The sequence below is a fragment of the Mycobacterium sp. IS-1264 genome (assembly GCF_001954195.1).
In the GTDB taxonomy this organism is placed as follows: domain Bacteria; phylum Actinomycetota; class Actinomycetes; order Mycobacteriales; family Mycobacteriaceae; genus Mycobacterium.
On the sequence record NZ_MBES01000086.1, the window covers coordinates 54,751 to 77,243 of the forward strand.

The following is a 22,493-nucleotide window of genomic DNA, read 5'->3' on the forward strand; positions in this document are numbered from 1 at the left end:
CGCGAGGCGTCACCCGGGCCCGACGACTGCATGTTGGACAGGCTAGCCGGAAAATCGTCTGCCGCGGCTGCCGACGCCCGCTCATGGCAGGTCACACCTCGTGAGACCGTAAAATGGACGCGATCAAGGAGGTGGGCGTCGATGGGAAGCGCGGACGAGCGTCGCTTCGAGGTGTTGCGTGCGATCGTCGCCGACTTCGTCGCCACCAAGGAACCGATCGGCTCCAAATCATTGGTGGAACGCCATAACTTGGGCGTGTCCAGCGCCACGGTCCGCAACGACATGGCGGTGCTGGAGGCCGAGGGCTACATCGCCCAGCCCCACACCAGCTCCGGTCGGGTGCCCACCGAGAAGGGATACCGCGAGTTCGTCGATCGGCTCGATGACGTCAAGCCGCTGTCGTCGGCCGAGCGGCGCGCGATCCAAAGCTTCCTCGAGTCCGGCGTCGACCTCGATGACGTGCTGCGCCGGGCTGTGCGCCTGCTGGCTCAGCTGACCCGCCAGGTGGCCGTGGTCCAGTACCCGACGCTGTCGACCTCGACCGTTCGCCACCTGGAGGTGATCGCCCTGACGCCCGCGCGGCTGTTGATGGTGGTCATCACCGACACCGGCCGGGTCGATCAGCGCATCGTCGAACTCGGCGATGTGATCGACGATCATCAGCTTTCACAACTGCGTGAGATGCTCGGTCAGGCGTTGGAGGGCAAACGGCTGGCGGCGGCCTCGACGGCGGTGGCCGATCTCGCCAGCCATCTCGAGGGTTCCGGAGGCTTGGGTGACGCGGTTGGCCGTTCGGCGACGGTATTGCTGGAGTCCCTGGTGGAACACACCGAGGAGCGCCTGGTGATGGGCGGCACCGCCAACCTGACCCGCAATGCCGCGGACTTCGGCGGTTCGCTGCGGTCGATCCTGGAGGCCCTCGAGGAGCAGGTGGTGGTGCTGCGGTTGCTGGCGGCACAGCAAGAAGCCGGCAAGGTGACGGTGCGCATCGGTCACGAGACCGCGGTCGAGCAGATGGCGGGCACCTCGATGGTGTCCACCGCCTACGGCACCACCGACACGGTGTACGGCGGCATGGGCGTGCTGGGGCCCACCAGGATGGACTATCCGGGAACTATCGCCAGCGTGGCCGCGGTTGCTCTCTATATCGGTGAGGTCCTGGGTGCTCGATGACTGCGCACCCCGACAATGGATAGCCGCGTAGGCGCGGCGTAAGAAAGGTCAGGCGTGGCACGCGACTACTACGGGCTGCTCGGCGTGAGCAGAAACGCCAGCGATGCGGACATTAAGCGCGCGTATCGCAAGCTGGCGCGCGAACTGCATCCCGACGTCAACCCCGATGAGGCCGCGCAGGCGAAATTCAAGGAGATCAGCGTCGCCTACGAAGTGCTCAGCGACCCGGAGAAACGCCGGATCGTCGACCTGGGTGGCGACCCGCTGGAAAACGCCGCCGCCTCGGCCGGCGGGTTCGGCGGGTTCGGCGGTTTGGGCGATGTCTTCGAGGCTTTCTTCGGTGGCGGCTTCAGTGGCGGGGCCACGTCACGCGGTCCCATCGGCCGGGTGCGGCCCGGCTCCGACTCGCTGCTGCGGATGCGCCTGGACCTGGAGGAGTGCGCGACCGGCGTGACCAAGCAGGTGACCGTCGACACCGCGGTGTTGTGCGACCGCTGCCAGGGCAAGGGCACCAACGGCGATTCCGCGCCGATTCCCTGCGACACCTGCGGTGGCCGCGGCGAGGTGCAGACGGTGCAGCGTTCGCTACTGGGCCAGATGGTGACGTCGCGGCCGTGTCCGACCTGCCGCGGTGTCGGAGTGGTCATCCCCGACCCGTGCCACCAGTGCATGGGCGACGGCCGGGTGCGGGCCCGTCGGGAAATCAGCGTCAAGATCCCCGCCGGTGTCGGTGACGGCATGCGCGTCCGGCTCGCCTCCCAAGGGGAGGTCGGGCCCGGGGGAGGACCGGCCGGCGACCTGTATGTCGAGGTGCACGAGCAGGCCCATGACATTTTCGTTCGCGACGGCGACGACCTGCACTGCACGATCTCGGTGCCGATGGTCGACGCGGCGCTGGGCACCACGGTCACCGTTGACGCCATCCTCGACGGCATGAGCGAGATCACCATTCCGCCTGGGACGCAACCGGGTTCGGTCATCACGCTGCGCGGCCACGGGATGCCGCACCTGCGCTCCAGCGCGCGGGGCAATCTGCACGTTCACATCGAGGTCGTGGTTCCCACACGGCTCGACCATCAGGACAGCGAACTGCTGCGCGAGCTGAAGAACCGCCGCAGCCGCGACGTGGCCGAGGTCCGCTCGACGCACAGCGGCGGCGGGCTGTTCAGCCGGCTGCGCGAGACCTTCACCGGGCGCTAGCCACAGTCACACGGATCGCGCACATGGTGGCGACGCTGTTCTACATCGACGCACTGCCCGACGCCGGGGCGCTGGCCGTCGTCGACGGCGACGAAGGATTTCACGCCGCCACCGTGCGCCGGATCCGTCCCGGCGAGCAGCTGGTGCTCGGCGACGGAGCCGGCGGCCTGGCGCGCTGCGTGGTCGAGCACGCCGGGCGCGACGGGCTGCGTGCCCGGGTGCAGGAGCGCTGGCGCGTCGCGCCCGCGCGGCCCTCCGTGACGGTGGCGCAGGCGCTGCCCAAGTCCGAGCGCTCGGAGTTGGCGATCGAATTGGCCACCGAGGCCGGCGCCGACGCGTTCCTGGCCTGGCAGGCGGCTCGGTGCGTGGCCAACTGGCAAGGCGCGAAGGTCGACAAGGGTCTGCGCCGCTGGCGCGCCGTCGCCCGATCGGCGGCCCGCCAATCCCGTCGGCCGCGCATCCCCGCGGTCGACGGCGTGGTGTCCACTGTGGCGTTGACGCGGCGGATTCGCGACGAGGTGGCGGCCGGTGCGAAGGTGTTGGTGTTGCATGAGTCGGCGACCGTGGGGCTCGCGGATGTCGCTGTGGGACAGGCGGATTCGGTGTTGCTCGTGGTCGGCCCGGAGGGCGGTATCGCGCCCGACGAGTTGGCGGCGCTGACGGACGCGGGCGCGCTAGCGGTCCGGCTCGGCCCGCAGGTGCTGCGGACGTCGAGCGCGGCCGCGGTGGCGCTGGGCGCGCTGGGCGTGCTGACCGACCGATGGGACGATCCGTCGAGCCTGTAATTTCGCAGGCCCTTACTCGCACTTTCCCTGCGAAATTACAGCCTCGCGGTGACGGCTTGCCGGCCATTGGGTCAGCAGCCACCCGGCGGTAAGATGGGAAATCTAGAAACTGCGCCCACCACGGGCGGGAACCGCAGAAGGCAGGCATCGGAAACCACGTGACGCCACGCGAGACCAGCGCCGCTGACGCATCGGCCTCTGCTCAGGTTCGCAGCAGCATCGATGTTCCGCCCGATCTCGTCGTGGGCCTGTTGGGTTCGGCCGACGAGAACCTGCGGGCATTGGAACGGATGCTCAACGCCGACCTGCACGTGCGCGGCAACACCATCACCCTGTCGGGTGAGCCGGCCGACGTCGCGCTGGCCGAGCGGGTGATCTCCGAGCTCGTCGCCATCGTCGGAAGCGGTCAGTCGATGACACCGGAGGTGGTGCGCCACAGCGTCGCCATGCTCGTCGGCACCGGCAACGAGTCACCGGCGGAAGTGCTCACGCTGGACATCCTGTCGCGCCGCGGTAAAACGATCCGGCCCAAGACGCTGAATCAAAAGCGTTACGTCGACGCCATCGACGCCAACACCATCGTGTTCGGCGTCGGCCCGGCGGGCACCGGGAAGACGTACCTGGCCATGGCCAAGGCCGTCCACGCGCTGCAGACCAAACAGGTGACGCGCATCATCCTGACCCGGCCGGCCGTGGAAGCCGGTGAGCGCCTTGGCTTTTTGCCCGGCACGCTGAGCGAGAAGATCGATCCGTATCTGCGGCCGCTCTATGACGCGCTGTACGACATGATGGATCCCGAGCTGATCCCAAAGCTGATGTCCGCCGGGGTGATTGAAGTGGCGCCGCTCGGGTACATGCGCGGCCGCACCCTGAATGACGCGTTCATCGTCCTCGACGAGGCGCAGAACACCACGGCCGAACAGATGAAGATGTTCCTCACCCGGCTGGGCTTCGGGTCGAAGGTCGTCGTCACCGGGGACATGACGCAAATCGACCTCCCCGGGGGCGCCAGGTCGGGCCTGCGATCGGCGGTCGACATCCTGGAAAGCGTCGACGACATCCACATCGCCGAGTTGACCAGCGCGGACGTGGTGCGTCACCGGCTGGTCTCCGAAATCGTCGACGCCTACGCCAGATACGAGGAGCCCGGCTCGGGGCTGAACCGGGCGGCTCGGCGGGCCTCCGGCGTCCGCAGTCGTCGATGATGGTGCCATGAGCATCGAGGTATCCAACGAGTCGGGCATCGACGTCTCCGAAGCGGAATTGGTCAGCGTCGCACGATTCGTCATCGCCAAGATGGACGTCAATCCGAGCGCCGAGCTGTCGATGGTGCTGTTGGACACCGCGGCGATGGCCGACCTGCACATGCGCTGGATGGACCTGCCCGGCCCGACCGACGTGATGAGCTTCCCGATGGACGAGCTCGAACCCGGCGGCCGCCCCGACGCGCCCGAGCCGGGGCCGTCGATGCTGGGCGACATCGTGCTGTGCCCGGAGTTCGCCGCCGAGCAGGCGGCCGCGGCGGGACACAGCCTCGGACACGAGCTGGCGCTGCTGACCATCCATGGTGTGCTGCACCTGCTCGGCTACGACCACGCCGAACACGACGAAGAAAAAGAGATGTTCGCCTTGCAGGAGCGGCTGCTCGAAGAGTGGGTCGCCGAACAGGTCGAGGCCTACCAGCAGGACCGCCAGGAGGAACGGGACCGCCGGTTGCTGGACAAGTCAAGGTATTTCGACAATTGACCGGTTTGTCTCAGCTGTTCGGCGCGATCGCGCTGATCGCGCTGGGAGGCCTTTTCGCCGCGATCGACGCCGCGATCAGCACTGTGTCGCTGGCCCGGGTGCAGGAGCTGGTGCGCGACGAGCGGCCCGGCGCGGTCGCGCTTTTCCGGGTGATGTCCGAGCGGCCCCGCTACATCAATCTGGTGGTGCTGCTGCGGATCATCTGTGAGATCACGGCGACGGTACTGCTGGTGGTGTTCCTCTACGACAACTACGGCATCAAGTGGGCGCTTTTCGGCGCGGCGACCACCATGGTGGTAACCAGCTTCGTCGTCATCGGGGTGGGCCCGCGCACCCTGGGCCGCCAGAACGCGTATTCCATTTCGTTGGCGACGGCCCTTCCGCTGCAAGCACTCTCGTGGCTGCTGATGCCGCTCAGCCGGCTGCTGGTGGTCTTGGGTAACGCGCTGACCCCGGGCCGCGGGCTGCGCAACGGGCCGTTCGCGTCCGAGATCGAACTGCGCGAGGTCGTCGACCTCGCCCAGCAGCGCGGTGTGGTGGCCGCCGACGAACGCCGGATGATCCAGTCGGTCTTCGAACTCGGTGACACCCCGGCGCGGGAGGTGATGGTGCCGCGCACCGAGATGATCTGGATCGAAAGCGACAAATTCGCCAGCCAAGCCACGAACCTGGCGGTCCGTAGCGGGCATTCCCGCATACCGGTGATCGGTGAGAACGTCGACGACATCGTCGGCGTCGTCTACCTGAAAGACCTTGTCCAACAGACGTTCTTGTCGGCCGACGGGGGACGGGACACCAAAGTCTCGCAGGTGATGCGCCCCGCGGTGTTCGTACCGGACTCCAAGCCGCTGGATGCGCTGCTGCGGGAAATGCAGCGCGACCGCAACCACATGGCGCTGCTCGTCGACGAGTACGGCGCCATCGCCGGCTTGGTCAGCATCGAAGACGTGCTGGAAGAAATCGTCGGGGAGATCGCCGACGAGTACGACCAGGAAGAGACCGCACCGATAGAAGACCTGGGGGACAAGCGGTTTCGGGTCTCCGCGCGGCTGCCGATCGAAGACGTCGGCGAACTCTACAATCTGGAATTCGACGACGACCTCGACGTCGATACCGTGGGCGGCCTGCTGGCGCTGGAATTGGGCCGGGTTCCGCTCCCAGGTGCCGAGGTCGTCACGCATGGCCTGCGGCTGCGCGCCGAGGGCGGACCCGATCATCGAGGACGGGTCCGGATCGGCACCGTTCTGCTGAGCCCGGCCGAACCCGTGGAGCAGGAAGGCGAACAGGATGGCTGAACGGCTGGACGACGAGGACGCGAAGCTGGTGGTGTTGGCGCGGGCCGCGATGGCCCGCGCCGAGGCTGACGGCGCCGCCGCCGTGCGCGACGTCGATGGCCGCACATACGCGGCCGCGCCGGTGAGCTTGTCGACGTTGCGGCTGACCGGTCTGCAGGCCGCGGTGGCCGCCGCGGCATCCAGCGGGGCGACCGGCCTGGAGGCCGCGGTCCTGGTGGCAGCGTCCGCCGACGATCCCGGCATCGCCGCGGTCCGCGAATTGTCCCCGACGGCGGTGGTCATCCTCACCGATCGCGACGGGAACGTCTTGTGACGGGTGTGCGCGCTCGCCCATGACTGAATTCCATTCCGGTTTCGTGTGTTTGGTCGGCAGGCCGAACACCGGCAAGTCGACGCTGACGAACGCTCTGGTCGGCACCAAGGTGGCGATCACCTCGAAGCGGCCGCAGACCACCCGCCACACCATTCGTGGCATCGTGCACCGCGACAACTTCCAGATCGTTCTGGTCGACACGCCTGGCTTACACCGGCCGCGCACGCTGCTGGGTAAGCGGCTCAACGATCTGGTCCGCGACACCTACGCCGAGGTCGACGTCATCGGGCTGTGCATCCCGGCCGACGAGGGGATCGGCCCGGGAGATCGCTGGATCGTCGAGCAGATTCGTTCGGTTGCGCCGAAGACCACACTCGTCGTCATCGTCACCAAGATCGACAAAGTGCCCAGGGACCGGGTGGCCGCGCAGCTCGTCGCGGTCAGCGAACTGGTCGACGGTTCGGCCGAGATCGTCCCGGTGTCGGCGGCGACCGGCGCCCAGGTCGACGTCCTGACCGACGTGCTGGCCGCCGCGCTACCGGTCGGCCCGGCCTACTACCCCGACGGGGAATTGACCGACGAACCCGAAGAGGTTCTGATGGCCGAGCTGATCCGTGAGGCCGCCCTCGAAGGAGTTCGCGATGAGCTACCGCATTCGTTGGCCGTGGTGATCGACGAGGTCAACCCCCGCGAGGATCGTGACGACCTGATCGATGTGCACGCGCTGCTCTACGTCGAGCGGGACAGCCAGAAGGGCATCGTCATCGGCAAGGGCGGTGCCCGGTTGCGGGAGGTGGGCACCGCCGCGCGCGGTCAGATCGAGAAGCTGCTCGGGACGAAGATCTATCTCGACCTGCGGGTCAAGGTCGCCAAGAACTGGCAGAGCGACCCCAAACAGCTTGGCCGGCTTGGGTTTTAGCGCCGCTCATCGTGTGACGCCGGCCCGTGCTGCCACCACACCGTGGGTTGCTTGCTCGCCCATCCGCAGACGGCCTCCAGCTCGGCCGCGAGTGAGATCAGCATGCCCTCGCTGTTGGCCGGGCCCATCAGCTGCACACCGATCGGCAGGCCGTCGGAGGTGAACCCCGCGGGCACGTTGATCGACGGCCAGCCCAGCACGTTCCACGGCCAGGTCAGCGGGCACGCCGCGATCATGGCGCGGTCGGTGCCCCAGCCGCTCAACCGGTCGAACGCGCGCGCCAACGGGGGCGGCTGCGCGGTCGTCGGGGCCAGCACCACGTCGACGATGTCGAAGATCGACCCCACCCGGCGCTGGGCCGCGGCCTCATGGAGGCGCGCGCTGCGCAGGATCGCCTGACCCAGCACATGGCCCATCCGCATGTTGGCCAGGGTGCGGGGGTCCCAGTTGACGCCGTCGCCCAGCCGTTCTTCCCAATCCCGAAGACCCGCCGTGGACCGGGCGAGAAAGTCCCACGACAACCGCAGCCCGTAGTCGGGGTTGCCGGTCTGCACGCTGTGGCCCAGCAGCTCGAGTTGCCTGGCCACGCTCCGGGTCGCGGCCAGGATGTCGGGATGCAACTTGGGCCGAAAAGCGGTGTAAGGGAACCGGGTTGACACCGCGATGTTCAGCGGACCGGGCGCGATCCCGACGTAGTCCGACGCCTTGATCGGGGGCGGCTTGTGCCGGTCGCCGTCGACGTTTCCGGACGCGGCGTCGAGCACCAGCGCGGCATCGGCCACGGTGCGCGCCAGCACGCCGTTGACCGTGATCCCGTTGAACGCCTCCGGTAACGGCCACGTCGAGATCCGGCCGCGCTGCGGCTTGATGCCTACCAGGTGGGTCCACGCGGCGGGGATCCGGATGCTGCCGGCGCCGTCGGAGCCGATGGCTGCGGTGACGAGGCCCGCGGCCACCGCGGCTGCGCTGCCGCCGGACGACCCGCCCGGCGTGTGCCGCCGCGACCAGGGGTTGCGGGTGTGTCCGAACCCGGGTCCGCTGGTGAACGGCCACTGGCCCAGTTCACAGGTGTTCGTCTTGCCGACGATCACCGCGCCGGCCGCCTTCAGGCGGCGCACCACCTCGGCGTCGTGGGTGGCCGGGGGCACATACCCCTCGGTGCCGAAGGCGGTCGGCACCCCGGCAACGTCGACGTCGTCCTTCACCGCGATCGGGATGCCGAGCAATGGTGCGGTGTCGCCGGCGGCCCGCCGCCGATCGGCCTCGGCGGCGTCGGCCAGCGCCGACTCGGTGAGCACCACGCGGAACGCGTTGAGGGTGGACTGACTGAGATCGATGGCGTGCAGGGCGCGGCGCACCAATGTGACCGACGTCACCGAGCGGCTGGCAAGCTGATAGAGCAGGTCGGTCAGCGTGGGCAGGCGCTGGCTGCGGGACCCGTAAGCGGACCCGGAAACGGACTCAGAAGCGCCGACCACGGGGTACGAGACTAACGGCGCGGATCCCCGCAATGTCGCGGCGGGGTGCAAAACTATTGTGATGCGGCTGTATCGAGACCGGGCTGTTGTGCTGCGCCAGCACAAGCTCGGCGAAGCCGACCGGATCGTGACCCTATTGACACGCGATCACGGGCTGGTTCGCGCGGTGGCCAAGGGAGTGCGGCGCACCCGCAGCAAATTCGGCGCACGGCTGGAGCCCTTCGCGCACATCGATGCGCAGCTGCACCCCGGGCGCAACCTCGACATCGTCACCCAGGTCGTTTCCATCGACGCGTTCGCCACCGACATCGTCAGCGACTACGGCCGATACACCTGCGGATGCGCGATGCTGGAAACCGCCGAACGCCTCGCCGGTGAGGAGCGGGCCCCCGCCCCGGCCCTGCACCGGCTAACCGTGAGCGCGCTGCGGGCGGTGGCCGACGGACGCCGTCCCCGTGACCTGCTTTTGGACGCCTATCTGCTGCGCGCCATGGGCATCGCCGGATGGGCACCGGCGCTGACTGAGTGCGCCCGGTGCGCCACCCCGGGCCCGCATCGGGCATTTCACATCGCCGCCGGAGGCAGCATTTGCCCGCAGTGTCGGCCGGCCGGTGCCACCACACCGCCGCTGGGCGTCCTGGACCTGATGTCCGCGCTGCACGACGGCGATTGGGAGGCCGCCCAGGCGGCGCCGCAATCCCATCGAAGCTATGCCAGCGGATTGGTCGCCGCGCACCTGCAATGGCATCTGGAGCGGCAGCTCAAAACGTTGCCGCTGGTGGAGCGCAACTATCAAATCGACAGGCAGATCGCCGAACGGCGCGCGGCGCTGATCGGGCAGGATGAGGCCTGTGGTTAAGTACCGGGTCACCGGGTCCCGGCGAACGGCCGAGCGCAAGCACAAGTTCAGCGACTTCCCGCAGCTGCCCCCCGCGCCCCACGACTACCCGACCTTTCCCGACAAGTCGACATGGCCGGTTGTCTTCCCGGAGCTGCCACCCGCCGCCGACGGCGGCCCGTGCCGGCCACCGCAGCATGTCTCGAAGGCGGCCGCGCCCAGGATCGAGGCCGACCGATTGCCCAATCACGTCGCCATCGTGATGGACGGCAACGGCCGTTGGGCAACCCAACGCGGGCTGAACCGCACCGACGGTCATAAGGCGGGTGAGGCCGTCGTGATCGACATCGTCTGCGGTGCAATCGAACTCGGCATCAAATGGCTCAGCCTGTATGCCTTCTCCACCGAGAACTGGAAGCGTTCCCCCGAGGAAGTCCGCTTCCTGATGGGATTCAACCGCGACGTGGTACGCATGCGCCGCGTGAACCTCAACACGATCGGGGTGCGGATCCGCTGGGTGGGTTCGCGGCCGCGGCTGTGGCGCAGCGTCATCAACGAATTGGAGATCGCGGAGGCGATGACGCGCAGCAACGACGTCATCACGGTCAACTATTGCGTGAACTACGGCGGTCGCGCCGAAATCGCCGATGCGACAAGGGAAATAGCACGCCTGGTGCAGGCGGGCAGGCTGAATCCCGAGCGGATCAGCGAGGCGACGATCGCACGTCACATGCAGCGGCCCGACATCCCCGATGTCGATCTTTTCCTGCGGACTTCGGGGGAACAGCGGTCCAGCAATTTCATGTTGTGGCAGGCCGCCTACGCCGAGTACATCTTTCAAGACAAGCTGTGGCCCGATTATGACCGCCGCGACTTGTGGGCGGCCTGCGAGGAATACGCGGAACGCAACAGACGGTTCGGGAGCGCGTAATGCCATCACTGCAGGAGCGCCTGGCCTCCATCCTCCGCGACGTGCTGCCCGTCGAGGACGAAGCCGACGGCGCACTGACGGTTCACCACGACGGCACCTTCGCGTCGCTGCGGGTGGTGAACATCGCCGAGGGCCTCGACCTGGTGTCGCTGACCCAGATCCTGGCGTGGGACCTGCCGCTGACCAAGAAGGTCAGCGATCTGGTGGCCAAGCAGGCGCACGACAGCAACTTCGGCACCGTGACCCTCGTCCAGAAGGTCAGCGACAAGGCGGTGCAGCGCAACTCCGGCAAGGGCGCGGCGAAGACCGCGGATGTGATGCTGCGGTACAACTTTCCCGGCGCGGGCTTGGCCGACGACGCGCTGCGCACCCTGATCCTGCTCGTGTTGGATACCGGCGCCGAGATACGGCGCTCGCTGACGGCCTAGGACACCGCCGCCGCGGTGGGCGCGACATCTTCGAAAGCGCCGCTCCGCAGCAGCGTGCCCAGCAGTTCTTGGTCGTGGTACGCCGGCCGGGTCGTGTCGATGAACCGTTCGACAACCTCGACGAAGCGGTCGGGATGGTCGTGATGCGGCTGGTGTCCGGACTTTTCGAAGATCTCCAGGCGCGAACCGGGCATCGCCGCGTGGGCCGTGTGGGCATGGTCCACCGGGATGATCAAGTCGTCTTCGCCCCAAATGATCTGCACCGGAACGGTTTGCATGAGGTAGCTGCGATCCAGCATGGTGACGAACTGGCCGCGGCTGTCCACCACCGATCGCAGGGTGCGTGCGAACGCCGCCAGCGCGGCGGGGTCCTGGAAGCCCTCGAGCAGGTTCACGGTATCGACGGCGTCGCGCCCGAATTTGGTGGAACCCAACAGGGTTTGAATGGCGCGGCCAACGACTCGCATGACAGGCAGCGCGCCCGGCAAGCGCACCATGGCCAGCGCTTCGCTGCCCATCGGGCTCGCCGCCAACCGCAGCGCGAAGCTCACGTCCTGCGCGACGCCGCCGGCACTCACCAGCACGATGCGCTCCACCAGCTGGGGATACTGATAGGCGAATTGCGCCGCGACGCCGCCACCGAACGAATGGCCGACGACGGTGACGCGGTCGATACCGAGCACGGCGAGCAGGTCGCGCATGCCGTTCGCGAAGGCCGCCAACGAGTAGTCGGCGCGCGGCTTGTCGGACTCGCCATGGCCCAGCAGGTCCGGCGCGATGACCGTGAACCGTTGCGCAAGCTTGGCGTGCACCGGGCCCCACGACGCGGATTTGTCGCCGACGCCGTGGATCAGCAGCAGAGCCGGTCCCGACCCCGCGATCCGGAAGGCGCGGCGGTAGCCATGGATCGTCCGGAACTGCAGTGACGGCGTCTCGACGTCGCGCACCGGCCGCAAGTGGGGCGATAGCTGGTTCCGCATCGTGTTCTCACTTCCCTTGAGGTGATGTCTCGGCCCGTGGGCCACTCATGGGTAGGAGCACGCGGCGGACGCGTGGCGGACACTTTTTTGCCGAACTTTTTTAGGAGCGGCACTCCGAGCAGGTGCCGAAGATTTCGATGGTGTGGCTGACCTCGGAGAAGCCATGCTTGGCGGCCACCTGCGCGGCCCACTCCTCGACCTCGTGGTCGCCCACCTCGACGGTGGTACCACAGCCGCGGCAGACCAGGTGGTGGTGATGATGCTCCGAGCACCTGCGGTAGACGGACTCGCCGGTATCGGTGCGCAGGGTGTCGACCAGTCCCGCCGCCGCCATCGACTGCAGCGTCCGGTACACGGTGGTCAGCCCGATGTTTTCGCCGCGGCGGCGCAGCTCGTCGTGCAGCTCCTGGGCCGAGCGGAATTCGTCGAGCGTCTCCAACAGTGTGGAAATCGCCGCCCGCTGACGGGTGGACCGAACAGTCGCTCCCGTCACTGCGTGTCCTCGCTCGCGTGCGCGACCGCATCGACGACGATGTGCGCGAGGTGGTGGTCGGCGAGGCGGTAGAGCACCTCGCGACCGGATCGCTCCCCGGCGACCACACCCGCGGCTTTGAGGATCTTCAGATGCTGGCTCACCAGCGGCTGCGGCACCCCCAGCGCGTCGACCAGTTCGTGGACGCAGCGCTGGGATTGGCGCAATTGCAGCACGATCGCGATCCGCACCGGTGCGGCCAGCGCGCGCAGCAGCTCGCCGGCGGCGTCGAGGATCTCCCGCGGCGGCGGCACGGGGTAATCGCCGAATTCGGCGTGCCCATGGGCATCCGCGCCGAGATCCGCGGTCGACGACGAGCCGTCGGCCGCCGTCGGCGTTGAGGAGGACATCACCATGGGAGAGTCATCACCTCGAGAGGTCCCGGGTCGTAGGAGCGCCTGCCGGTGGAAGGGCGATAGGCTTCCTCCACTGTCACATGCATGATGATGCATGTCAAAGACCGCGGGGCTGGTCGATACCATGACTGATGTTTTGCGCGCGGCGGTTGATCGCCGCACGCGTCCGCCCGACCCGGAAAGGGAGTGCACCACCCCGTGGCGTCCGTCATCGACACCGTAGTCAACCTGGCCAAACGGCGCGGCTTCGTCTTCCCTTCGGGCGAGATCTACGGCGGCACAAAATCGGCGTGGGACTACGGGCCGCTGGGCGTGGAACTCAAGGAAAACATCAAACGGCAGTGGTGGCGGTCGGTGGTCACCGGCCGCGACGACGTCGTCGGAATCGATTCGTCGATCATCCTGCCGCGGCAGGTCTGGGTGGCCTCCGGCCACGTCGAGGTGTTCCACGACCCGCTGGTCGAGTGCCTGAACTGCCACCACCGGCACCGCCAGGACCACATGCAGGAGGCCTACGCGGCGAAGAAGGGGATCGACGACCCCGAGTCGGTGCCGATGACCGAGATCGTCTGCCCAGACTGCGGCACCAAGGGCCAGTGGACCGAGCCCCGCGAGTTCAACATGATGCTCAAGACGCATCTGGGGCCCATCGAGACCGAGGAGGGGCTGCATTATCTGCGTCCCGAGACCGCCCAGGGCATCTTCATCAACTTTGCCAACGTGGTGACCACCGCCAGGCGCAAGCCGCCGTTCGGCATCGGTCAGATCGGTAAGAGCTTCCGCAACGAGATCACCCCGGGCAACTTCATCTTCCGCACCCGCGAGTTCGAGCAGATGGAGATGGAGTTCTTCGTCGAGCCGTCGACCGCGCCGGACTGGCATCAATATTGGATCGACACCCGCCTGCAGTGGTATGTCGACCTCGGCATAAATCCGGACAATCTGCGCCTATTCGAACACCCCAAGGACAAGTTGTCGCATTACTCCGATCGCACCGTCGACATCGAATACAAGTTCGGATTCGTCGGCAATCCGTGGGGCGAGCTGGAAGGCGTGGCCAACCGAACCGACTTCGACTTATCAACGCACGCACAACATTCCGGCGCCGATCTGTCATTCTACGACCAGGTCACCGATACCCGGTACACGCCGTACGTCATCGAACCGGCTGCGGGCCTGACCCGGTCGTTCATGGCGTTTCTGATCGACTCCTACACCGAGGACGAAGCCCCGAACGCCAAAGGCGGGATGGACAAGCGGACCGTGCTGCGCCTGGACCCGCGGCTGGCACCGATCAAGGCCGCGGTGCTGCCGCTGTCTCGGCACGCCGACTTGAGTCCCAAGGCGCGTGACTTGGCCGCTGAATTGCGCAAAAGCTGGAATATCGATTTCGACGACGCCGGTGCCATCGGGCGCCGTTACCGCCGCCAGGACGAGGTCGGCACGCCTTTCTGCGTGACGGTGGATTTCGACTCACTCGAGGACAACGCCGTTACCGTTCGAGCGCGCGACGACATGACACAGGAGCGCATTGCGATGGACGCCGTCGCCGATTACCTGGCGGTGCGGCTCAAGGGCAGCTAATCCGCAATTAATTGGCGAAAGTCCAGCCATTTCGCCGTCGGGTTGGCTTACGATCACCTGTGGCGGGTTTCACATGTGTCTAGTTGCCACGGGTGGGTGTCGAGCTGTGTGCAAGGGCGTTGATGCGGTGCACGTGTTGAGGTTGTGATGTTCTTCCCCTGGTTGCCACCGGAGATCAACTCGGCGCTGATGTTTGCTGGCGCGGGTCCGGGGCCCCTGCTCGCGTCGGCCACGGCCTGGGACGCATTGGCGGCGGATCTGGCGGGGGCGGCGGCGTCCTTCGATTCGGTCGTTTCGGGGCTGACCGGCGGACCGTGGACCGGTCCGGCGTCGCTGTCGATGGCGGCGGCGGCGGTGCCGTATGTGACGTGGCTGAACGCGGCCGCGACACAAGCCGAGGCGGCGTCCGCGCAGGCCTTCGCGGCCGCGGCGGCGTTCGAGACCGCGCAGGCGGGCACCGTGCCCCCGGCCGCGGTGGCGGCGAACCGGGCGCTGTTGCTGTTGCTGATCGCGACGAACTTTTTCGGTCAGAACACCGCGGCGATTGCGGCGACCGAGCTCGAGTACATGGAGATGTGGGCTCAGGATGTGGCCGCGATGACGGGGTACCACGCCGGGGCGATGTCGGTGGCGGCCACGTTGCCGTCGTTCAGCGCGCCCCCGGTGGGCCTGGCCGGGCTGGGCGCCGGGTTGGGGAACATCCTGTCCTCGTTCTTGTCCTCGTTCGTGTCCTGGTTGTCGGGCCTGCTTCCGGTCGGGGGATTGGCGGGATTGGCCGGCCAGGTCCAGACCTTCATAGCGGGCATTCCCGCTGTGCTCATCAATGCCGTGACTCAGCTTCCGACGACGTTGTCGGCGGTGCCGCTGACGTCGTTGGCGTCGGTGGCGCAGGTGGCGCAGGTGGGGATGGTTCCGGCGAGCATGGTTGCGTCGCCGATGATGAGCCTGGCGCAGGTCGCAAACGGCGCGGGGTTGGCCAGTTCCGCGACCACCGGGATGGCTGCGGTTCCCCAGTTCGTCGGTTCGAGCGTTCCCCCAATCAGTGTGCTGAGCGGCGCCACTACCGGCCTGGGGCCGGTTGGCGCCGGGCTGGGTAATGCGCGGTTGGTGGGGGCGATATCGGTGCCGTCGACGTGGCCGGGGTCGATGCCGATGCGCATGGCCACCCCGGTGACGTCCGGGCTGGGTGCCGGGTTGCCGAGCGCCGCGGCGGCCGAGGCGGCCGAGGTCGCCCCTGCGGCCGGAACACCGATGTCGCCGATGCCCGTGGGTGTCAACGGTATGCCCGGCAAGACGGACCGGGCGAGTCCGCATGTGGTGCCGACGAGGCCCACGGTGGTGCCCCGGACCGGGGTCGGATAGGGATCGGTCAATTCCGGATATCGAGCTCGGGACTGGCCTACGATAAATGTGCTTGTGCGAAAGGGGGCATCGTGCTATTGCCTCTTGGGACCCCGCTGCCGGACGACGCGGTGCTGGCGCAACGCGGCGAGTCGGGCTTGCTCGGTCGCTTGTCGGTTCCGATGAGTTGGGGCGTGGCCGTTCCGCCGGACGACTACGACCACTGGGCGCCGAAAGCCGAAGAGGGCGCCGATGCCGACCACAAGGTCGGCGACGGCGGCAATGCCGAGCCGGCTACCGACGAGGCCGAACCGCACTTCAAGGTGGCGCGGCCCAAGGGTGTGGTGCCGCATTCTCCTGCGGCCGGTTGACGGCCAACACGCCTAGAAACGGCCGCCGCCACCCATAAAGCCGCCGGATGCGCGCACGCTGCCGCCGAACGATGTGGGTCTCCATCCGCCGAATCCTCCCCTCATCGCGCCGCTGAGAAGGTCGCCGACGATGATTCCGCCCAGCAGCGCGCCGGTGTCGTCGCCCCTGCGGCGGGTGTAAGCGCGCTGCGCCGACTGCACATCGGCGTTCGCCAACGACTGCGCGGTGGCGGCCAGCGTCGAGGCGGCATTGGCGTGGGCGATCGCCCCGGCCGGATCGGCCGCCTGCTCGTGCGCGGTGGCGAGGTGCCGTCTGGCTTCGGCCAGCCGGGTCCGGGCCTCGGGCCCGACGCTGCCGCGGCGGGTGTCGATGTATTCGGAGACGCCGCGCACCCGCGACTCCGCGGTGAACAAGGCCTGCTCGAGTGATCGGTTGAGGCGCGCGGCGCTCGCCCGCTCCTCGGCCAGGACCGCCAATAGCCGATTGAGCTCGGCGTCGGCCTTGCCCAGCCGGGCGAAAGCGCCCAGCGGATCGGTGCCACCGCGCGCACTGTCGACGGCGCTGACGGCCGCGTCGCGCGCCGCACGCAGCTCGCTCTTGGGGTTCTGGTTTTGCAAGTGCTCGTTGGCGCGCTCGATGCCCGCTTGAATGTCGGCCATGACCGACGGCAGCTCGTCGACGGCATGGCGGATGTCGCCGGCCGCGCTGTCGATTGCGTCGAGCAGCGACCGCGCCTGGCCGAGCGCCGACTCGGCGGCTCGGAAGGCGTCCACCAAGCCGCCCTGCTGTCCGCTCACGGCCCGGTCGGCGAGAGCCCGAGCCGCCCCGATGTTGCGGTCGGCGAACGCCAGCCGCTCCTTGGCGGTCGTCACATTCCCGGCAACCGAAGTCAGTGCGGCGGGGTCGAATTCGTTGTGCAGCTCGGTCAGCCGCTGCTCGGCCGGGCCGATGCGGGCGGTGAGCTCGACGACCTGTTGGGTCAGCGCGTCGAGCCGCGATGCGGCGTTGATCACCAAATCCCGCAGTTTCTCGAACGCCTCGGTCTGCGACTCCAGCTCTCGGTCGGCGCGCGCCGCCGACACGATCACGCGAGTGAGCAGTTCGCGACGCTGCACCGGTGTCTCCGGTGTGTCGTCATCCAGCTGCTGGCGCACGGTGAACCCTTGGGACAGAGCCGTTTTGGCGTTGTTCACCGCCCGCGTGAACGGTTCGGTGCGCTCATCGCCGAATTCTTCGACAGCAAGCGCGAGTTCGTTGCAGCTCGTGCGCAGCGCGTTGTCGACGTCCACCACCATGGACCGGGACAGGTCGTCGAGGGTGTTCAACGGCACGGCGGCCAACGCATTCGCGTCGGTCGGGTCGACTTTTCGCGCCGCGGCCAGCGCGGCGGCGCGGCGTCGCCGGGTGCGATATCGCGTGACCAACAGCAGGACCACCACCGCGACGGCGACGACGCCCAGCGACACCAGCAGGACCACCCGGCCCGACGATCGGGGCGCCGTGTTGAGCCCGTTGGCCGCGGCGACTGCCGCGCCGCTCCAGTCGCCGGCGTGCAGCGCGGGTTCGATCCGGTTGCGCCGCAGGTTATCCACCTGGCCCGCGTTGATGCCCCTGATCGCGGACGGCACCAGGAAGGCGTATGCCCGGCCGGTCGTGGCCACCGCCAGCAGCGCGTCGTAGTCCCCGAGGTCGCTGGCGCTATAGGTCCGCTTCGCCCAGTCCTCCGCGCTCTGTCCGGAGAAGTCGCCGACGTAGACCACCCACAGTCGGATGTGGCGATCGGCGTAGAGCTTGTCAGCGGCCGACGTCACCGCGGCGCGACCGGAATCGGACAGGGCCGCGGCGTTGTCGGTGACGTACCCCGGCAGCCGAAACGGCGGTTGCGCGCCGGCCGATGGAGCCAGCAGCAGCCCGGCCGCGAGGATCGCCACCATCACACAGAACGGGCGAGCCGTGCGCATACTGGCAGACTGTGCCTCGGTGACCACGAATCAGCAAGACCCCTACGACGACTTCGACCGTCAACGACGGGTACCCGAAGCGCCGAAGACCGCGGGTTTGCCGGGTACCGAAGGCCAGCAACACCGCACCGACTTCGCCCGGGATCGTGCCCGCGTGTTGCACAGCGCCGCGCTGCGCCGGCTGGCCGACAAGACGCAGGTCGTCGGGCCCCGCGAAGGCGACACCCCGCGCACCCGGCTGACGCACTCGCTGGAAGTGGCGCAGATCGGCCGTGGCATGGCCGTCGGCCTGGGCTGCGACCCCGATCTCGTAGAGCTCGCGGGTCTGGCCCACGACATCGGCCACCCGCCCTACGGGCACAACGGTGAGCACGCCCTCGACGAGGTCGCCGCCGAGTACGGCGGCTTCGAGGGCAACGCGCAGAATTTCCGGATCCTGACCAGCCTCGAACCCAAAGTGCTTGACGCACAAGGCCACAGCGTGGGCCTGAACCTGACTCGCGCGTCCCTGGACGCGGTCACCAAGTATCCGTGGACGCGGCGCAAGGGCCGGGGCAAGTTCGGCTTCTACATCGAGGACCTCGAGCCGGCGGACTGGGTCCGTCGGGAGGCGCCGGCGGGCCGGACCTGCCTGGAAGCGCAGGTGATGGATTGGGCCGACGACATCGCCTATTCGGTGCACGACGTCGAGGACGGTGTGGTGTCGCAACGCATCGATTTGCGCGTGCTCGCCGACGACGACGAGGCCGCCACGTTGGCCAGGCTGGGGGAGAGCGAATTCTCGCGGGTGAGCGCCGACGACTTCAGGGCCGCCGCGCGACGGCTGTCCGCGCTGCCCGTGGTTGCCGCGGTCGGCAAATACGACGCCACGTTGGCCTCGTCGGTCGCGCTCAAGCGGTTGACCAGTGAGCTGGTGGGACGCTTCGCTTCGGCCGCGATCGCCACTACGCGTGCGGCGGCCGGGCCCGGGCCGCTGGTGCGTTACCAGGCCGACCTGCAGGTGCCCGATTTGGTGCGTGCCGAGGTGGCCTTGCTGAAAATCCTGGCGCTGCAGTTCATCATGTCCGACCCGCGGCATCTCGACACGCAGACTCGGCAGCGCGAACGTATTCACCGGGTGGCGCAATGGCTGTACGCCGGCGCACCCGGAACGCTCGATCCGGTCTTCGCCTCGGCGTTCAGTGCGGCCGCCGACGACGGCGCCCGGCTGCGGGCCGTCGTGGACCAGATCGCGTCCTACACCGAAGGCCGCCTGGAGCGCGTCGACGCCCGGCAGGGGAGTCCGTAACGACACCCCGGGGGCTAGGCTCCCGATATGACCAAACTCACCGCCGTTGCCGCCCTGCTGTCGCTGCCCGTCGTGGCCGTCAGCGCATGCAATTCGCCTCAGCATGCGAGCACGCAGCCGGGCACCACGCCGCCCGTCAAGAGCGGTGCATCGGATTCGTCGACGACGGCCAGCCCGTCTCCCGGGTCGCTCAGCGCCCAACTCAACGCACCCGACGGCCGCTCCGTGGCCACGGCGACGTTCGATTTCACCGGCGGCTACGTCACCGTCACCGTCAAGACCGTTACCGGCGGAATCCTCTCACCCGGTTTCCACGGGCTACACGTCCACGAGATCGGCAAGTGCGAGCCGAACTCAGTTGCCCCCAACGGCGGGGCGCCCGGGAATTTCTTGTCCGCCGGCGGTCACTACCAGGCACCGGGGCACACCGGGAAACCCGAAAGCGGCGATCTGACCTCGTTCGAGGTGCGCCAGGACGGCTCCGGCTACCTGGTCACCACCACCGATGGGTTCACCCGGGACCAGCTGCTGGCGGGCAACAAGACCGCGCTGATGCTGCATGGCCCCGACGGCACCGACATGGCCATGGACCGCGTCGCGTGCGGCGTCATCGGCCCCGCCAGCTGACTCGGCCGGGGCTTTAGACTGGGCCGATGGCTGGCCGCATCTCCGATCGCGATATCGCCGCCATCCGCGAAAAGGTCCGCATCGAGGATGTCGTCGGCGACTACGTCCAGCTGAAGCGCGCCGGCGCCGACTCGCTGAAGGGCCTCTGCCCGTTCCACAACGAAAAGTCGCCGTCGTTTCATGTGCGCCCGAATCACGGTCATTTCCACTGCTTTGGCTGTGGCGAGGGCGGCGACGTGTATGCGTTCGTCCAGAAGATCGAGCACGTCAGCTTTGTCGAGGCCGTGGAAGTGCTCGCCGACCGGATCGGGCACACGATCAACTACACCGGCGCTGCGGCCACCAACGTGCAGCGGGATCGCGGCAGCCGCAGCCGGCTGATCGCGGCCAACGCCGCCGCGGCCGAGTTTTACGCCGCAGCGCTGGAGTCCGACGAGGCGGCACCGGCCCGCCAGTATCTGACGGAGCGCAACTTCGACGCCGAGGCGGCGCGTCGCTTCGGCTGCGGATTCGCGCCGTCGGGCTGGGAGACGCTGACAAAACACCTGCAGCGCAAGGGTTTTGAGTTCAAGGAGCTCGAGGCCGCCGGCCTGTCCCGGGAGGGACGCCGGGGCCCAATGGATCGTTTTCACCGGCGCCTGCTTTGGCCGATCCGCACGTCGGCCGGTGAGGTGATCGGCTTCGGGGCCCGGCGGCTGTTCGACGACGACCCGATGGAAGCCAAGTACATCAACACCCCCGAGACGCAGCTGTACAAGAAGTCGTCGGTGATGTTCGGCATCGATCTGGCCAAGCGCGACATCGCCAAGGGGCACCAGGCGGTCGTCGTCGAGGGCTACACCGACGTCATGGCGATGCATCTGTCCGGAGTGACCACCGCGGTCGCGTCGTGCGGCACCGCGTTCGGCGACGAGCATCTGGCGATGCTGCGCCGGCTCATGATGGACGACAGCTTCTTTCGCGGTGAACTGATCTATGTGTTCGATGGCGACGAGGCCGGTAAGGCCGCCGCGCTCAAGGCTTTTGACGGCGAGCAGAACCTGGCGGGCCAGTCCTTCGTGGCGGTCGCGCCGGACGGCATGGATCCTTGCGACCTCAGGCTGAAGTCGGGCGAGGGCGCCCTGCGCGACCTGGTCGCGCGGCGAACCCCGTTGTTCGAGTTCGCGATTCGCAGTGCGATCGCCGAGATGGACTTGGACAGCGCCGAGGGCCGGGTCGCCGCGCTACGCCGCTGCGTGCCCATGGTGGGCCGGATCAAGGACCCGACGCTGCGCGACGAGTACGCCCGACAACTCGCCGGCTGGGTCGGCTGGGACGATGTCGCACAGGTCATCGACCGGGTGCGGGGGGAGGCGAAGAAGTCCAAGGCCCCGGTGCGCGGCGGCCCCGGACACGATGCTCCCCGCCGCGCCGCCCAGCGGCCCCGTGCCACGGCCGAACCCGCCGCCCGGCCCGACCCGCGTGACCCAACACTGTGGCCCCAGCGGGAGGCGCTCAAGGCGGCGTTGCAGTACCCGGCGTTCGCGGGGCCGGTGTTCGACACGCTGACCGTCGAGAGCTTCACCCATCCCGGGTACGCGGCGGTGCGCGCGGCCATCGACGCGGCCGGCGGCACGTCGACGGGCGCCACCGGGGCGCAGTGGATCGAGGCGGTGCGCCAGCGGACCACGTCGGAGCTGACTGCCGGCCTCATCAACGAGCTGGGGGTCGAGGCCATCGCCGTCGACGACGAGAAGCTGCCGCGCTATATCGGCGGGGTGATGGCTCGCCTGCAGGAGGTGTGGATGGGCCGGCAGATCGCCGAGGTGAAGTCCAAATTGCAGCGCATGTCGCCCATCGAACAGGGCGACGAATATCACGCGCTGTTCGGCGACCTGGTCGCCATGGAGGCCTATCGGCGCAGCCTGCTGGAGCAGGCTAGCGGCGACGATCTGACGGTGTAAGCGCCTCGTCGGCCGGTCGCTCGACGGGGCGTTCGACGATCGCCGTCTGGTCGTCGATCTCGGCCAGCGTCACAAACCCGGCGTCGGGCGAAATCCGGTTCGCGATCTTGCGGCGCCCGCCCTCGATCATCGATTTGGCCACGGGACTGCTGGTCAGCGCGCGATAGGTGCCGACGATCTGCTCGTATCGGCGGCGCCCGGCCTTCGAGCCCAGCACGTAACCCAGCGCGAGCACCACGACATACCGGATCAAAGCGTTCCTTCCCGACGATCGATGGCTCCATCCTGCCTCACGCGGCCGCATGCTCGCGCGGTTGATCCCCCGCCTGCGCCGTCCTTCTAGTTGGGTGCGGCGGGGCCAGTACGCTAGAGTCGTCCCGCGATCTGCGCAGATCCGCGCGGA

The 22,493-nt window shown here is 68.1% G+C and carries 23 protein-coding genes; 17 read left to right on the top strand and 6 right to left on the bottom strand.

Annotation, left to right across the window (positions count from 1 at the left end):
• Nucleotides 1-141 precede the first annotated feature (141 nt).
• The 8 genes from hrcA to era all read left to right on the top strand — a co-directional run bounded on the left by hrcA (nt 142) and on the right by era (nt 7,431).
• Entirely contained in the window at nt 142-1,173 is a 1,032-nt protein-coding gene (gene hrcA, locus A5744_RS22895) for a heat-inducible transcriptional repressor HrcA (RefSeq protein ID WP_076064664.1), read from the top strand.
• A 54-nt stretch (nt 1,174-1,227) separates the two neighbouring features.
• Nucleotides 1,228-2,373 carry a molecular chaperone DnaJ gene (gene dnaJ, locus A5744_RS22900; RefSeq protein WP_076064665.1) on the top strand — a complete coding sequence of 382 codons (1,146 nt, stop codon included), beginning with the start codon at nt 1,228-1,230 and terminating at the stop codon, nt 2,371-2,373.
• Nucleotides 2,374-2,396: 23 nt separating this feature from the next.
• A complete protein-coding gene (locus tag A5744_RS22905; protein WP_076064666.1) occupies nt 2,397-3,158 on the top strand; it encodes a 16S rRNA (uracil(1498)-N(3))-methyltransferase in 762 nt (253 codons plus the stop codon).
• Nucleotides 3,159-3,316: 158 nt separating this feature from the next.
• Nucleotides 3,317-4,363, top strand: a complete 1,047-nt coding sequence (locus tag A5744_RS22910) for a PhoH family protein (RefSeq protein WP_076064667.1) — start codon at nt 3,317-3,319, stop codon at nt 4,361-4,363.
• Nucleotides 4,364-4,370: 7 nt separating this feature from the next.
• Entirely contained in the window at nt 4,371-4,904 is a 534-nt protein-coding gene (gene ybeY / locus A5744_RS22915) for an rRNA maturation RNase YbeY (RefSeq protein WP_076064668.1), read from the top strand.
• A complete protein-coding gene (locus A5744_RS22920; protein ID WP_076064669.1) occupies nt 4,901-6,199 on the top strand; it encodes a hemolysin family protein in 1,299 nt (432 codons plus the stop codon). The genes ybeY and A5744_RS22920 overlap by 4 nt, the downstream gene beginning before the upstream one ends.
• Nucleotides 6,192-6,512, top strand: coding sequence for a cytidine deaminase (locus A5744_RS22925; RefSeq protein WP_076064670.1), 321 nt, complete (start codon nt 6,192-6,194; stop codon nt 6,510-6,512). Before A5744_RS22920 ends, A5744_RS22925 begins: the two co-directional genes overlap by 8 nt.
• A gap of 19 nt (nt 6,513-6,531) precedes the next feature.
• On the top strand, nt 6,532-7,431 hold the full coding sequence (era, locus tag A5744_RS22930; RefSeq protein WP_076064671.1) for a GTPase Era: 900 nt from the start codon (nt 6,532-6,534) through the stop codon (nt 7,429-7,431).
• Here era and A5744_RS22935 read toward each other — a convergent pair.
• Nucleotides 7,428-8,909, bottom strand: coding sequence for an amidase (locus A5744_RS22935; protein WP_076064672.1), 1,482 nt, complete (start codon nt 8,907-8,909; stop codon nt 7,428-7,430). The two genes, era and A5744_RS22935, sit on opposite strands and share 4 nt — an antisense overlap.
• Before the next feature lie 61 nt (nt 8,910-8,970).
• On the opposite strand from A5744_RS22935, the gene recO reads away from it, so the two are divergent.
• The 3 genes from recO to A5744_RS22950 are packed head-to-tail and all read left to right on the top strand — an operon-like array spanning nt 8,971 to nt 11,106.
• The gene (gene recO / locus A5744_RS22940; RefSeq protein WP_076064673.1) at nt 8,971-9,768 is read left to right on the top strand and encodes a DNA repair protein RecO; all 798 of its coding nucleotides are present in this window, start codon (nt 8,971-8,973) and stop codon (nt 9,766-9,768) included.
• The gene (locus A5744_RS22945) at nt 9,752-10,678 is read left to right on the top strand and encodes a decaprenyl diphosphate synthase (RefSeq protein ID WP_076064674.1); all 927 of its coding nucleotides are present in this window, start codon (nt 9,752-9,754) and stop codon (nt 10,676-10,678) included. The genes recO and A5744_RS22945 overlap by 17 nt, the downstream gene beginning before the upstream one ends.
• On the top strand, nt 10,678-11,106 hold the full coding sequence (locus A5744_RS22950; protein ID WP_076064675.1) for a hypothetical protein: 429 nt from the start codon (nt 10,678-10,680) through the stop codon (nt 11,104-11,106). The genes A5744_RS22945 and A5744_RS22950 overlap by 1 nt, the downstream gene beginning before the upstream one ends.
• Here the strand turns inward: A5744_RS22950 and A5744_RS22955 are convergent.
• The 3 genes from A5744_RS22955 to A5744_RS22965 all read right to left on the bottom strand — a co-directional run bounded on the left by A5744_RS22955 (nt 11,103) and on the right by A5744_RS22965 (nt 12,974).
• Complete coding sequence (locus A5744_RS22955) at nt 11,103-12,086, bottom strand: alpha/beta hydrolase (protein ID WP_076064676.1); 984 nt, start codon at nt 12,084-12,086, stop codon at nt 11,103-11,105. The genes A5744_RS22950 and A5744_RS22955 overlap by 4 nt on opposite strands.
• 100 nt (nt 12,087-12,186) lie before the next feature.
• Nucleotides 12,187-12,579: a Fur family transcriptional regulator gene (locus tag A5744_RS22960; RefSeq protein WP_076064677.1), complete on the bottom strand. Its 393-nt coding sequence runs from the start codon at nt 12,577-12,579 to the stop codon at nt 12,187-12,189.
• The gene (locus A5744_RS22965) at nt 12,576-12,974 is read right to left on the bottom strand and encodes a metalloregulator ArsR/SmtB family transcription factor (protein ID WP_076064678.1); all 399 of its coding nucleotides are present in this window, start codon (nt 12,972-12,974) and stop codon (nt 12,576-12,578) included. Before A5744_RS22965 ends, A5744_RS22960 begins: the two co-directional genes overlap by 4 nt.
• 186 nt (nt 12,975-13,160) lie before the next feature.
• Here A5744_RS22965 and A5744_RS22970 point away from each other — a divergent pair, with 186 nt between their 5' ends.
• The 3 genes from A5744_RS22970 (at nt 13,161) to A5744_RS22980 (ending at nt 16,270) form a co-directional block, all read left to right on the top strand.
• Nucleotides 13,161-14,558: a glycine--tRNA ligase gene (locus A5744_RS22970; RefSeq protein ID WP_170874572.1), complete on the top strand. Its 1,398-nt coding sequence runs from the start codon at nt 13,161-13,163 to the stop codon at nt 14,556-14,558.
• 147 nt (nt 14,559-14,705) lie between these two features.
• A complete protein-coding gene (locus A5744_RS22975) occupies nt 14,706-15,920 on the top strand; it encodes a PPE family protein (protein ID WP_076064679.1) in 1,215 nt (404 codons plus the stop codon).
• A 71-nt stretch (nt 15,921-15,991) separates the two neighbouring features.
• Entirely contained in the window at nt 15,992-16,270 is a 279-nt protein-coding gene (locus tag A5744_RS22980; RefSeq protein ID WP_240563160.1) for a hypothetical protein, read from the top strand.
• A 12-nt stretch (nt 16,271-16,282) separates the two neighbouring features.
• Here the strand turns inward: A5744_RS22980 and A5744_RS22985 are convergent, their stop codons facing one another.
• The gene (locus A5744_RS22985) at nt 16,283-18,232 is read right to left on the bottom strand and encodes a TPM domain-containing protein (protein WP_076064680.1); all 1,950 of its coding nucleotides are present in this window, start codon (nt 18,230-18,232) and stop codon (nt 16,283-16,285) included.
• A 19-nt stretch (nt 18,233-18,251) separates the two neighbouring features.
• Between A5744_RS22985 and A5744_RS22990 the strand changes: the two genes are divergently transcribed.
• The 3 genes from A5744_RS22990 to dnaG are packed head-to-tail and all read left to right on the top strand — an operon-like array spanning nt 18,252 to nt 22,090.
• Nucleotides 18,252-19,520 carry a deoxyguanosinetriphosphate triphosphohydrolase gene (locus A5744_RS22990; RefSeq protein WP_076064744.1) on the top strand — a complete coding sequence of 423 codons (1,269 nt, stop codon included), beginning with the start codon at nt 18,252-18,254 and terminating at the stop codon, nt 19,518-19,520.
• A 27-nt stretch (nt 19,521-19,547) separates the two neighbouring features.
• Nucleotides 19,548-20,147: a superoxide dismutase family protein gene (locus A5744_RS22995; protein ID WP_076064681.1), complete on the top strand. Its 600-nt coding sequence runs from the start codon at nt 19,548-19,550 to the stop codon at nt 20,145-20,147.
• A gap of 26 nt (nt 20,148-20,173) precedes the next feature.
• Nucleotides 20,174-22,090 carry a DNA primase gene (dnaG, locus tag A5744_RS23000; RefSeq protein ID WP_076064682.1) on the top strand — a complete coding sequence of 639 codons (1,917 nt, stop codon included), beginning with the start codon at nt 20,174-20,176 and terminating at the stop codon, nt 22,088-22,090.
• On the opposite strand, the gene A5744_RS23005 is transcribed toward dnaG, so the two are convergent.
• Nucleotides 22,065-22,343 carry a hypothetical protein gene (locus tag A5744_RS23005; RefSeq protein ID WP_076064683.1) on the bottom strand — a complete coding sequence of 93 codons (279 nt, stop codon included), beginning with the start codon at nt 22,341-22,343 and terminating at the stop codon, nt 22,065-22,067. The genes dnaG and A5744_RS23005 overlap by 26 nt on opposite strands.
• Nucleotides 22,344-22,493: the final 150 nt, after the last annotated feature.